Source organism: Euhalothece natronophila Z-M001 (genome assembly GCF_007904085.1).
Taxonomy (GTDB): Bacteria; Cyanobacteriota; Cyanobacteriia; order Cyanobacteriales; family Rubidibacteraceae; genus Halothece; species Halothece natronophila.
Genome location: NZ_CP042326.1, coordinates 1,824,475 through 1,837,281, shown reverse-complemented (window position 1 = coordinate 1,837,281; position 12,807 = coordinate 1,824,475). Strand labels below are relative to the sequence as shown.

The following is a 12,807-nucleotide window of genomic DNA, read 5'->3' as shown; positions in this document are numbered from 1 at the left end:
ATTACACTTAAGGATCACTCAATGCTTCAAATCCTGAAACCACATCGAGTAATTCAGATGTAATTGCACTTTGACGTTGGCGACGGTATTCAGAAGTGAGATCACTAATTCGATCTTGGATATTCTTCTCTGCTGACTGCATTGAGGATAAGCGACTAGCATTTTCACTAGCAAGGGAAGCAGCGGCAGCACGAAATAGGTAGAGGAAAAGATACTCCCGCATTAAAGCGGATAGAAATTCCTCATCCTTCATGGTTAAGAGAGGAATTTGATTAGTTTGCCAACTGCGTTGACTTAAAGAGCTTAACCAGTCTGAATCAAGTGGAAGAAGTTGAAATTGACGGGGCTGATCAGTGGCGCTGGTGCTAGGTTCATTATAAAAAAGAATCACACGATCAATCCCTTCATGGACTTGCCATTGTTCAATGGCTAATAAAATTTCTGTAGTAAGGTCAACAATGCCATCAACGGCAATTGGAACGGCAAATTGTTGATAAATTTGATGATTTGCGCTTTCTAAAGAGGGAAGTAAGCGTTCTCCCGCGATCGCGATTAAGGGTTCATGGTCTAATGCCAATGCTTGCAATTTCGATAAGGCAAAGGAAGTAATCCGTTCATTAAATTGTCCACATAAACCGCGATCAGAGCCAAAAATAATGATAGCTACTCGTTGAAAGGATAAAGGACGAGATTGGACACCTGAGGGAATCAGCAATTCTCCTTCAGAGGATCGTTGTTGGAGAAGAATTTGGAATCCAGTTTCGATACTGCGGCTATATTCACCTAAAACCTCTACAGCCCGTTCATATTGGCGGATACTTACTGCTGCTAGAGCTTTCATTGTTTTCACCACTGCTTGCAAATCTTCCACATGGTGAATTGTGGCTTGTAGTGACTGAGCATTAGTCATGGCAATTCTCCTGCTTCAATTGCTCTGTTGCTTGCTTCAATGCTTTAGACAGGGTTTCGATATCCTCGTCACTCAAGGAGTTGCCAGCCTCAATAGCATCGCGCATTGGAGATAATTCGCCGTTCATAATGTTTTGTACCTGTGTTTGAGCAAGTTGAATTTGATCCAAGGAAATGTCATCAAATAACCCATGATTCACTGCAAAAAGAATGGCAACTTGTTCGGCTGGAGTCAAAGATTTTGATTCTTTCTGCTTGAGCACTTCTCGCACGCGACGACCGCGTTCAAGAGTATGACGAGTTTGTTCGTCTAACCGAGTGCCAAATCGGGCAAAGACTTCTACTTCTTGGAATTGGGAGTAAGAAAGACGTAAATCAGACGCGACTCTTCTATAGGCTGAGAGTTGAGTTTTTCCGCCAACACGAGAAACAGATTTACCCACATCAACTGCTGGTAGAATCCCTTGTTGAAATAAATTGGGAGAAAGATAAATTTGACCATCAGTGATAGAAATTAAATTGGTGGGGATATAAGCGGAAATATTCTGAGCTTGAGTTTCCACAATGGGCAGTGCGGTGAGAGAGCCGCCACCGAATTCCTCTCGTAGATGAGTTGCTCGCTCTAGGAGTCGGGAGTGAATGTAGAAAATATCACCCGGATAGGCTTCTCGACCGGGGGGTCGTCGTAAAAGAAGTGATAATTCTCGATAAGCCCAAGCGTGTTGGGTGAGGTCATCATATACAATCAGCACATCTCGACCCTGATCGCGGAAATATTCGCCAATGGTTGTCGCAGCATAGGGAGTAATATATTTTAAGCCGGGGGGAGATTCCCCAGGAGCAACTACCACAACGGTGTAATCCATTGCCTTGTACTGGCGTAAGCGATCAATGACCTTTGCCACAGCCGCTCCTCGTTGCCCGATCGCGCAATAAATACAAATGACATTCTGATTTTGCTGGTTGAGAATTGTATCAACGGCAATGGCTGTCTTCCCGATCTGTCGATCTCCGACAATCAGTTCTCGTTGTCCGCGTCCAACAGGAATCAAGGCATCAATTACTTTCAGCCCAGTTTGTAAGGGCACTTCCACAGGATCGCGCTCCATAATTCCTCGGGATTGACGTTCTGTGGGCCAACGCTCATCGGTTTTAAGCTCTCCTTTATTATCTATGGGACGACCTAAGCCATCTACAACTCGTCCTAACAAAGGCTCGCCCACAGGAACATCTAAAATACGACCTAAACGATAAACTTTATCTCCCGCTTGCACCTGTTCACTATCTCCGAGGAGAATCACGCCAATTTCTTCAGCATCGAGATTAAAGGCAATGCCCAGTAAACCGCTTGGAAATTCAATTAATTCATCAAGGCGAACACCAAATAGCCCGCTTACGGTGGCAATGCCACTAGAAACCGATTGAACAATTCCCACTTCATGAGCCTGTAAGGGAAAGCGATATTGATCAAGCAGAGTTTCCCATTGGGAGAAAGTCTTATCAACTAGGCGGGTTAGGGGAGAATCATCTTCATTCATGGCTTAATTATGAGAGGGAGGTTCGCTAGAAATTAAATTGCTAGGGGACTAACCAATAACTAATAACTAATCACTAATATTAGTTGCAAAGAGTTCGGAAAAGGTGCGATCTAAATGTTGGAGATAGTCCTTAACATTCCATCTCACTTCCTGATCGCCAAATCGCGCTTCAATGCCAACAATTAGGTCGGGGTTAGTAGAAAACTCAACTTGGTTGCTAGGGATGAGGTTTTGTTGTTCAATGGCAAGGGCAATTTGTTGTTGTTGCGCAGAAGATAACTCGAAGCCACTGCAAACAACTACCTGCTGACTTTCTCCATTTTTGAGGTTAAGACTATTTTCACCATTACTCTGTTCTTGCAATCGTTGTAGAAATAGCGCGATCGCCTGTTGTTCTAAATCAGCATTCGCTAAATCTCGCAGGATGCGGCGACAAATTTTGAGGGTTTCTTCTTGGAGTTTGATGCGCGATCGCGTGTAAAATGACTCTTGTTCTTGACGCAGAGCTTCTTGCCATTGTTCACGCCGATGTTGAATTTCTTCTCGGGCGGCTTGTCGTAACTCTTGACGCTTTTCTTCGGCTTCTGCTTTGGCTTGGGCGATCAATTCCTCTCGTTGGGCTTCGAGTTCGGCTTGTTGATCTTGGTACTTCTGGGCTTCTTGCTGGGCTTTTACCTGTTTTTCTCGCGCATCATCCCAACGGGCTTGCAGTTGTTTTTGGCGGTCATCCATCACTTGATTAATCGGTCGATACAAGAACCGCCAGAGCAAATAGACTAAAATGACAAAGTTAACAATTTGTGCGAAGAACGTAAACCAATCGAATAACACGCTGTTACCCTCCTGCTTGGTTCAGAAAATGATTCCAGAATGGATTCGCGAAAATGAGGATAATGGAAATCACAAAGCAATAAATTGCCGTTGATTCCACAAAAGCCATTCCCACAAATAAGGTTCGCGTAATCGTATTTGCTTTATCGGGTTGTTGCGCCAGTGCTCTTAAGGCATTTGCTAAAGCTAAACCTTCTCCAATAGCGGGTCCAATCGCGCCCAAACCAATGGTTACTCCAGCGCTAATAATTGATGCAATGGCAATTAAACTTAACTCGTTCATTGTTCTGTTTAATCCTCTTGTTGTTTTGCAATTTGATGTTTAGTCTTGCGTTGCGCCTGCATCCCCGAAGCAATATAAACTAAAGCGAGAATCGAGAAGACATAAGCCTGAATGACTCCAATCAGCATCCCAAAGGCGCGGGTAATAGCGGGAAATATCCAGGGAATCAGTACCACCAAAATGCTAACGAGCAAGCTGGTACTCATGATATTACCGAACAAGCGCACAGCAAGGGATAGGGTTCGGGAAATCTCGCTCATGATATTGAAGGGCAACATTAGGGGTAGCGGTGAGATGTAAGTTTTGAGATAGTTGCCAATCCCAACATTTTTAATTCCGTAAAAAGGGACTGCCACTAAAACACAAATTGCCAATGCTGCAGCTGTGGATAATGATCCTGCAGGTGATTCGTAGTAAGGAAAGAGGGTTAACACATTGGATAAGCCAATAAATAAGAAGAGTGTCCCAATAAAGGGTAAAAACTGGGTCGGTTCTTGACGAATCCCTTCTCGGATCTGCGTATTCAGTTGCTCAACAATAATTTCTAGGGTATTTTGCCACCGGGAAACCCGATTGGGATCAACAACTAAATCTCGGGTGGCAAGCCAAGAGGCAATTACTAAAATCAGCATCACTAGCCAGCTATAGACCAAAGTGGCATTAATGACGAGCCAATCTTGTTGCCAAAAGATGATGTTATCGGGACTAATCTCCATAGTGGTCTCCCTTCATTTTTCTTCTTGATAAGGCTTGGGTTCCCAGCGTCGGATCAACAGCGATCGCGCGATTAAGAATCCCAATAAGCTAAGTAGAACATTCACCCAACCCCCTTGGGCGATTCCATAAAACCCCAAACCAGCCAGCGTTAAACGACCAAAATAACTGGCTAAAAATAATCGTAGGGGGGCACGAGTAACGGGAAGTTGTTGGGTAGTTTGCCAAAGACCCCAAAAGTAGAGACTACCGAGAACAAAGCCAAAGGGGATCGCCAGAATTGTTTCTATTACTTCAGTTAGCATCATGAGTTATTCATCTTCTTCTTCACTTTCTCGTTGCACCCAAAACCAAGCAATGAGGCAGCCACACACTAACCCCACCAAAATGGAAATTAGGAGGATACCTGGGGAAAATTGGGGAAACATTGCCTCTAAACCAATGCCAATGGCAACGCCAATCAGGGTAGGAAGTGCTACCGACCAACCGACAATTCCCATCATTGCTAGTCCGAGCCAAATGCCTTGTTTTTCCTCTTGTTCGCGGGCGCGACGGCGTTGCCATAATTTTTGTTTGATTTTTTCCTGAAATTGTTTGCGGGATTTTCCAGAAGGGTTGCTATGGGAATCTGTATTCATCTTTATTTTCCTGAACTGTATAAATGTCTTCTAAAATTCACTTCTAACCGCGCGATCGCGGCACGGGTTTTTTCTTCAATTTCATCGAGACGGCGAAATTCCTCATCCACTAATCGTTCCAGTTCTTCCAAGTCACTCCCGCCAATAGCTCGTTTCACTGACACTAAAACTTCTTGAGCAGTTTTGACTAAAAGTCCTTCATCTACAGCCACCAATTGTTCTTGCTGATGACTGTCATCAAAAGAGAGAATCCCCGGAACTAGGGAAGTGGCAAAATCAATATGTTGCGGTAAAAGGACAAATGCCCCATTTTCCGCTTCTGCCGAGACTTTTTGTGCTTCTTGTTCTAGAAAAACCTTCGTGGGTAACACAATTTTCAGATTCATCATTGCCCCTCCCGTTGAACTTCTTGAATCGAACCCAACATATATAAAGCCCCTTCTGGCACATCAGCTAATTCATCATTGAGAATGCGCTCACAGCCGCTTAAAGTTTCTTCGAGAGTAGCAAGTTTTCCTTTCTTCCCTGTGAAATGCTCGGTTGTAAAAAAGGGTTGGGTTAAAAATCGTTCTAAGCGTCTGGCGCGTCCCACCACTTGCCGATCTTCTCGCGACAATTCTTCTAAGCCCAACATGGAAATAATATCTTTTAACTCTTCATAATTGGCTAATGTCTGCCTTACTGCTTGGGCAATTTGATAATGACGTTCACTGACAATACTAGGATTTAAAATTTTAGAACTCGATTGCAGGGGATCAACAGCCGGATACAGCCCCTCACTCGCTCGTTTCCGGGACAGAACAATGGAGGTGGATAAATGTCCAAAGGTATGTACGGCGGCGGGATCAGTAAAATCATCTGCTGGAACATATACCGCTTGCACAGAAGTAATTGCCCCACTGGCAGTATTGGCAATCCGTTCTTCAAAATCGGCGAGTTCGGTTCCTAGTGTTGGTTGATAGCCCACCCGTGAGGGAAGTCGTCCCAATAACCCTGAAACTTCTTGTCCCGCTTGGATAAAACGAAAGATATTATCAATCAGCAACAGAACATCCCGTTTAGTATCTTGTTGAAAATACTCAGCCATCGTTAAAGCAGCTAATCCCACTCGAAACCGCGCTCCTGGGGGTTCATTCATTTGACCAAAGATCATCACAGTATTGTCTAAAACCCCTGCTTCTTGCATTTCGCGGTACATTTCTTCTGCTTCTCGTACCCGTTCCCCAATCCCACAAAAAAGGCTAATCCCTTGGTATTGCTTGACGATATTATTGATTAATTCCGTGATTAAAACTGTTTTGCCAACACCGGCCCCACCAAATAATCCGCCTTTTCCCCCTCGTTCAAGGGGAGCAAGTAAGTCAATCACTTTGATGCCTGTTTCAAGGATTTCTGAGGAAGTGCTATGTTCTACGATCGCGGGGGGAGATTGATGGATCGAGCGCCACTCTCCTCCTGTAATTGGCTCTTTTCCATCAATGGTTTCTCCAAATACATTAAACACTCGACCAAGTAATGGTTCTCCCACTGGAACTTGTAACGGTTTTCCCATATCCTTAACAGGAGAACTCCGAGATAACCCTGAGGTAGAGGTTAGCGCAATACTTCTCAGAACATGAGCGCTAAGATGATTCACCACCTCCAAAATGACTTCTCCCTTATCACCCGCTTGCAACTGACTGTAAATTTCTGGGAGGTGATCTTGAAAGCGAACATCTACTACAGTGCCTCGCAGGGCAACAATTTCTCCTTGCCTTGTAGCGAGCTGAGATAACATGAGGTATTGCCTCCCATGACCCTAGGAGTGTATATGTTTATTTTAATCTTTTAATTACTTAAATAAAAGTAACTATACTGAGAAGTTGCAAGAACGTTATGAAAATTTAAATTTATTCATGCTATCAAGATTGATCTTTTTCTAAACTTTTAATGACTCGCAAAGTAATTATTGTTAAGCCTACGCCTATCAATCCTAATTGCCACAGCCCTAAGCCACTGACAATCCCTAAAGCACAGGAAATCCAAATTGCACTGGCTGTGGTGAGTCCATGAACCACTTGATTTTGCTGGAAAATTGCTCCTGCACCGATAAATCCAACGCCCGTAATAATTCCCTGAATACTACGTCCTATGATATTAGCGTCTTTTTGACTAATACCACTCTGTAAAGTTCCTACAATTATTAAAGCGGCTCCTAAACTTACTAAAATATTCGTCCGTAGTCCTGCAGGTTTCCTTTTTAGCTCACGATCCCAACCGATAATTCCTCCTAAAGTCGCGGCAAGGAGTAAGCGACCTGATACCTCAAGCCAAGAAATGGGAGAAAGTACTGAATTTATGGGATCTATCATGAGTTTAGCCTTTTATAAAATTGAAGTAAAATCCTGCTACAATGCCAGAATCTGATTCGATTTTAAGTAACATTACTAGACAGTTTCTTTTTTTCCTTGCTCAGGGGGAAGAGATTTTTCATGATTTCCTGCGAGTTATGTTTTACCCTGAAAAGAAAGGAACCTGATTTTATAGTGATTCCAAATAAAAAACAGCAACCTAAAAGTAGGGGGAGCATCTTGCTCCCTAGTAGCAGCCAAGATGGCTGCACTACGGAACTGAATTGGAACGACTATATATGGTTTTTTAGGGGGAAGGCTTTGATAACTGGAGATATTTTCCTATTATGTATCCGCGAAAAGATGTGGTAGCTTTGTTCTCCACTTTTTTACAATTTGACCAAGAACAGTTTCGAGGCTGGGCAAGTGATCCGAGGCTTCATCGTAGTATGGAAAAGAGTCTAGCAGCGATTGCAGAAACCTCTGATCAATTTTGGGTTCAGTACTGGCATAAACATTGGCAGGATCAATCTTCACCGCTAGCCAGAGGACATTTATCCGCTTATTTACAAGAACCTGCCTACTGGGCTGCTTATCATATTACTCGTAGCTTTTCCCAGTTAAGCTATAGTTTAGCCGACTGTTTTCAAATCGCGATCGCGGAACTTGATACGGTGATTAAAGGGTTTAATCCTGACAAAAATAGTAGTCTAAAAGGATATGCCCGAGCGATTTTTAATAGCACTATTAAGGGGATATTACGCCAGCGTCAAGAAACCGATATTTGTTCGGATTGGGGATTATTACGAAAATTAAGTCAAAAGCGGGTCAAAGAAGCCTTAGAACAGCAAGGATTCTCTTCTACAGAAATCGCTGCTTATACCCTAGCGTGGCACTGTTTTAATGAAAATTATGTGCCAGAACCGGGACAGAAAACTCGGCAATTGAAACGACCTGAGGCAGAGACTTGGAGCGCGATCGCGCAATGTTATAACAACCAAGCTCGCCAAAACACGCCACCGATGGAAACAGTCACTCAAGGAGAACAGTTGGAATCATGGCTACTTAAAATTGCTAAAGTTGCCCGATCCTATCTTTATCCCACAGTTAGTTCTACTGATCAACCAATTTCTGAGGGAGATAACCAAACCTTTGCCGACACTTTAGCTGATGCTAATACGCCAACCCCCCTAACAGAAATTATCTCAGCTGAAGAACAGAAACAAAGAGAAGTGCAGCAGGGGGAAATGAGTCTTATCTTAAAAAGCGCGATCGCGCAACTAGACTCTAAACAACAAGCCCTTCTCGACTACTATTATCATCAAGGCTATACCCAAACCGAAATTGCCAAAGCCCTAAACATCAAGCAATACAAGGTTTCGCGACAACTTAACAAAATTCGGAAAACCCTGTTACAAAATTTAGCCCAGTGGAGTGAAAAGACGCTGCATATTCAACTCAGTTCCAACCTATTGAAAGAAATGAGTGGTGTTTTAGAGGAGTGGCTAACCACCCACTATTCTCCAATTGAAGAACAAGCAACCCAGGAGTCCCCATGAATACTGATATCCTATCCCTAGCCCAACCCGGTCAAATTGAACTAGAAATTTCTAACCCGACTCAACACGCAGCCCAGCAGAGAACTCAAAACCTTGTCTATCAAAAAGAAAAGTGGCAAGCCTACCTTAATCAACTGACCCTTGACTCAGTTATTTCTTGGTTACAAGAAGAGGTCGAAACAGTTATTTCTGTCTCCTCTCAAGCATCACTCCTGAGTAGTTGGACACTCGTCCATGGCACTGCCATTACCCTTAATCAAAAGCGTCTCATCCTTATTCCCAGTGAAGCCATTGATAGGGGAGAACTAAGAGTTCCGCAAGAATGGATAGATATTCCCAATTGGGCTGGAGATTATTATTTTGCAATAACAGTTAGCCCTGATGACAACCGAATCCAAATTTGGGGTTATACAACTCATCTTCAACTTAAAGAAGAGGGAGAATATGATAATTATCATCGCTATTATGTCTTAAATGCTGACCAAATCTTCGATGATGTGAGCGCCTTTTGGGTAGCCCAAGAATTATGCCCTCAAGAAACCACTCGTGCGGTGATTCCTTCCTTACCCCAGCTTTCTATGGAACAAGCAGAAAACCTTTTGCAGCGCCTCAGTACCTCTAAAACACCAGAACCACGCCTTGCGATTCCCTTCAATACTTGGGGGGCTTTACTCTCCCATGATGGGTGGCGACAACGGTTATATGAGCGCCGTCAGGGATTACCAGAACAGCGTTCTATATTACAATGGTTAGAGTCGGGAGTTTCACAACTGGCCCAGCAACTCGGTTGGCGACAACTAGACTGGCAATCGGAGTTTGCAGGGGCAAGAGGAAGCACCTCACCATCAGTACCCACAGCATTTTGTCGCCCTATCACCATTCAAAATCACTCTTATGAATTACAAGTGATGCCAATTGGTAATCCAGCAGAGAGAGTTTGGCGTTTTCAACTGCAGCCAACAGTCATCGGAGAAATGATTCCAGCAGGGTTTACCTTGCGACTATTAAGTGAAGATTTACAACCCTTTGAAAATAATGAAGCTAGTACAAGTACCCCAACTGAAAGCCTCTATATTGACGTGGCAATGGCAGAGAATGAAGGGATTATTTGGGAAACTGAACCACAAGCAGAGGGCTATGAGCGGGAAATTTTAAGGTTTTAATACCTTATTAGTTAAGGCAAGTTTAATTCTCTTGTAGGCATGAGGACAATTATCTACAACTGAAAAGAACAATTTTTTCTATCTGAACCATTCTTAATTGTTATTTTTTTTACATTCTAAGGATGGATTGATAATTATAATTGGTTAAATTGATTATTATTGATGGTTGCTTCTTGGCTTAAAAATCTACGCTTACGCCCAGCTGATCAACGGTATGCCCTTTTAGAAGCCTGTTTAATTGGAATCATTTCCGCACTGGCTGCCTTAACCCTAAAACAGGGCATTGGCTGGGTAGGTAGCTATCGAGTTTTTGCTTCTTATGAATATGGCTGGTTTATTCTCCCAATAGCTGGGTTGATTTTGGGGGGGGGAACTGGATTGTTATTACAATGGTTATCCCCGGAAGCAACTGGTGGTGGGATTCCTCAGGTCAAAATGGTTTTGGCACAATTGCCAATGTCTTTGTCTTTTCGGTCGGCATTGGTCAAGATGCTAGGGACAATTTTTGTTTTAGGGGCAGGGTTTACCCTCGGAAGACGGGGGCCAACAGTGTATATTGGGGCTGCTTTAGCCGCCCAGTTAAGTTCTTGGTTTCCCACTTCCCCTCAACATCGTCGCCAAATGATTGCCGCTGGAGCTGCCGCAGGATTAGCCGCAGGATTTAATACTCCCATTGCAGGAATTGTCTTTGTGGTAGAAGAGTTGATGCGAGATCTTTCTGGGTTTACCCTAGAAACTGCAATTCTTGCCTCTTTTACTGGGGCGGTAGTGTCACGACTCTTAGCCCCAAGTGACATCAGGCTTCCCGGCTTGGTATCAGAAAGGGGATGGGAAGTGAGTTTTATTCCTGAGGAAACTCCTTTTTTTTTATTACTCGGAATTAGTACAGGGTTATTGGGAGTATTATTTAATCGGGGGATTTTATTTAGCCTCAACTTTTATCAAAATCTACAATTGCCCTTTCCGTTGAAAATTGCCATGGCGGGGTTAATTTCTGGCTCAATTGTTGCCATGCTACCAGCTTTTTTTCGGGATAATGCAGGATTAAGAGATTTTTTAATTACGGGAGAAGGGGGCTGGCAAATAACTGCGATCGCGCTCGTTGCCTATTTCTTTCTGACTCTCATTGCCTATGGTTCAGGCATTCCAGGTGGCTTATTTTCACCAGCGCTGGTTTTAGGATCAGCATTGGGTTATCTCATTGGCGTAGCAGAAGTTTCCCTATTTGGCTTAGGGACAGCAAATACTTATGCCTTAGCTGGCATGGGAGCGATGTTTACGGCAGTTATCCGAGTGCCTGTTACTGCAATTATTATTATTTTTGAGATCACAGCTAACTTTGAATTAGTCCTGCCCTTAATGATTAGTTGTGCTACTGCTTATGTCGTGGGAGAAACTCTTTCTAGTGGGTCGCTTTATAAGCAGTTACTCGCGACGAAAGGCATTTATTTAGAGGAAGAAAGCAAAGTTGATCCGATATTGGCTCGAATGACGGCTAAAAGCGTTATGAGTTTTCCTGTAGAAACCCTTTCTGCAGATTTAACTTTAGATGAAGCCTATCAGGTTTTTTCTCGCTCTAAACATCATGGATTTCCCATAGTGGAGCAAGGGAAGTTAGTGAGCATGATGACTGAAAGTGAGTTGGAGCAATATATGGGAATGAGAAATTCCCAAGAATCGACTCTCAAAGACATGATTATGGCGCGACCAGTGACAGTGAGTCCCCTAGCTTCCTTACAAGAAGTTCTTTACCTTCTCAATCGCTATCAACTCTCTCATCTTCCTGTGACGAAAAACCAAAGATTACTCGGAATTATTACCCGTAGTGATATTATTCGCGCTGAACTCGAAGCATTAAACGATAATGGTAATGGTCAAACTTCGGCAGTAGAACAGCGTTTGGTTAGTGAACCTTCTTATGTCATTTATCAAACGCGATCGCCGGCAGTAGGAAAAGGACGAATTTTACTCCCTCTAGCAAACCCTGATTCCGTTGTTATTTTAACAGCAATTAGTCGCTCCTTTGCTCACTTTCGACGAGGAGAATTAGAATTACTTAACTTAATTAAAGTTTCTCGTAAAATTCCTCCCCATCAGGTGTGGGTTAATCCCATTCCAGGGAGGGAGTTATTACAAAAAGCAGAAGCCCTCATACAACAAGAAGATATTCCTGTTCATACTCAACTAAGAACAACTCATAATGTGAGTGAGGCAATTTTAGAGGTAATTGAAGAACGGAAAATTTCCTTATTGGTGATGGGTTGGAAGGGAACAAAAAATGTCATTACGGGGCGGCTGTTTGGTAATCTTGCGGAAAAAATTGTCCGACGTGCCCCCTGTGATGTAGTTTTTATTAAACCGAAAGAAGATGTTAAACTCACTGATTTATCCGCATCGCAACGTTGGCTGATTCCCATCGCCTTTCAGGAAGGAAAAGCAGACAAACTCTTAGAGCTACTTCCCCAATTAAGTGCCTTTGCTCATGATCCTGATTTTATTCTCTGTCCAGTGGATCAATCTGAACCGATCCCAGAAATTACGTCTAAATGGAGCAAAAAATTACAAGCTCCTGTGCAGAGTATTCCTATTTCTGCTCAGTCTAGAGAAAATGGCGTTTTACAATTAGCCAAAGAGAAAGAGTGTGATGTAATTGTTTTAGTAACCACCTTAAAACGAGCTTCCCGTTCTTTAACCCTCGAACCTACCTTTGAAAATAATTTACCTGCGATGATTGCGAAACGTTTTCACAGTACAGTGATTTTAGTGCGTCCAAGTTAATTTGTTGTTTGTCCTTCGTCCTTTGTTGTTAGTCCTTCGTCCTCTGTCCTTCGTCCTTCGTAAG

General features: G+C 43.1%; 13 protein-coding genes. 3 read left to right on the top strand and 10 right to left on the bottom strand.

What is annotated here, in order from left to right; translation table 11 throughout:
• Positions 1 to 7 precede the first annotated feature (7 nt).
• From FRE64_RS08815 to FRE64_RS08770, 10 genes are all read right to left on the bottom strand, one after another.
• Positions 8 to 910, bottom strand: a complete 903-nt coding sequence (locus FRE64_RS08815; RefSeq protein ID WP_146295656.1) for a F0F1 ATP synthase subunit gamma — start codon at positions 908 to 910, stop codon at positions 8 to 10.
• Complete coding sequence (locus FRE64_RS08810) at positions 903 to 2,447, bottom strand: alternate F1F0 ATPase, F1 subunit alpha (protein WP_146295654.1); 1,545 nt, start codon at positions 2,445 to 2,447, stop codon at positions 903 to 905. Before FRE64_RS08810 ends, FRE64_RS08815 begins: the two co-directional genes overlap by 8 nt.
• A 66-nt stretch (positions 2,448 to 2,513) precedes the next feature.
• Positions 2,514 to 3,278: a F0F1 ATP synthase subunit delta gene (locus FRE64_RS08805; RefSeq protein ID WP_146295652.1), complete on the bottom strand. Its 765-nt coding sequence runs from the start codon at positions 3,276 to 3,278 to the stop codon at positions 2,514 to 2,516.
• A gap of 4 nt (positions 3,279 to 3,282) precedes the next feature.
• Positions 3,283 to 3,561, bottom strand: coding sequence for a F0F1 ATP synthase subunit C (locus tag FRE64_RS08800; RefSeq protein ID WP_146295650.1), 279 nt, complete (start codon positions 3,559 to 3,561; stop codon positions 3,283 to 3,285).
• An 8-nt stretch (positions 3,562 to 3,569) separates the two neighbouring features.
• Positions 3,570 to 4,277, bottom strand: a complete 708-nt coding sequence (locus FRE64_RS08795) for a F0F1 ATP synthase subunit A (RefSeq protein WP_146295649.1) — start codon at positions 4,275 to 4,277, stop codon at positions 3,570 to 3,572.
• A 12-nt stretch (positions 4,278 to 4,289) separates the two neighbouring features.
• Entirely contained in the window at positions 4,290 to 4,583 is a 294-nt protein-coding gene (locus FRE64_RS08790; RefSeq protein WP_281286858.1) for an ATP synthase subunit I, read from the bottom strand.
• A 3-nt stretch (positions 4,584 to 4,586) separates the two neighbouring features.
• Complete coding sequence (locus tag FRE64_RS08785) at positions 4,587 to 4,913, bottom strand: AtpZ/AtpI family protein (RefSeq protein ID WP_146295647.1); 327 nt, start codon at positions 4,911 to 4,913, stop codon at positions 4,587 to 4,589.
• A 2-nt stretch (positions 4,914 to 4,915) separates the two neighbouring features.
• Positions 4,916 to 5,302 carry a F0F1 ATP synthase subunit epsilon gene (locus FRE64_RS08780; protein WP_186708742.1) on the bottom strand — a complete coding sequence of 129 codons (387 nt, stop codon included), beginning with the start codon at positions 5,300 to 5,302 and terminating at the stop codon, positions 4,916 to 4,918.
• A complete protein-coding gene (atpD, locus tag FRE64_RS08775; RefSeq protein ID WP_146295646.1) occupies positions 5,299 to 6,690 on the bottom strand; it encodes a F0F1 ATP synthase subunit beta in 1,392 nt (463 codons plus the stop codon). The genes FRE64_RS08780 and atpD overlap by 4 nt, the downstream gene beginning before the upstream one ends.
• Before the next feature lie 124 nt (positions 6,691 to 6,814).
• Positions 6,815 to 7,264: an MgtC/SapB family protein gene (locus FRE64_RS08770; protein WP_146295644.1), complete on the bottom strand. Its 450-nt coding sequence runs from the start codon at positions 7,262 to 7,264 to the stop codon at positions 6,815 to 6,817.
• A 326-nt stretch (positions 7,265 to 7,590) separates the two neighbouring features.
• Between FRE64_RS08770 and FRE64_RS08765 the strand changes: the two genes are divergently transcribed.
• From FRE64_RS08765 to FRE64_RS08755, 3 genes are all read left to right on the top strand, one after another.
• Positions 7,591 to 8,802, top strand: a complete 1,212-nt coding sequence (locus FRE64_RS08765) for a sigma-70 family RNA polymerase sigma factor (protein ID WP_146295643.1) — start codon at positions 7,591 to 7,593, stop codon at positions 8,800 to 8,802.
• Positions 8,799 to 9,965: a DUF1822 family protein gene (locus FRE64_RS08760; RefSeq protein ID WP_146295641.1), complete on the top strand. Its 1,167-nt coding sequence runs from the start codon at positions 8,799 to 8,801 to the stop codon at positions 9,963 to 9,965. Before FRE64_RS08765 ends, FRE64_RS08760 begins: the two co-directional genes overlap by 4 nt.
• Positions 9,966 to 10,127: 162 nt before the next feature.
• Complete coding sequence (locus tag FRE64_RS08755; protein ID WP_146295639.1) at positions 10,128 to 12,743, top strand: chloride channel protein; 2,616 nt, start codon at positions 10,128 to 10,130, stop codon at positions 12,741 to 12,743.
• Positions 12,744 to 12,807: the final 64 nt, after the last annotated feature.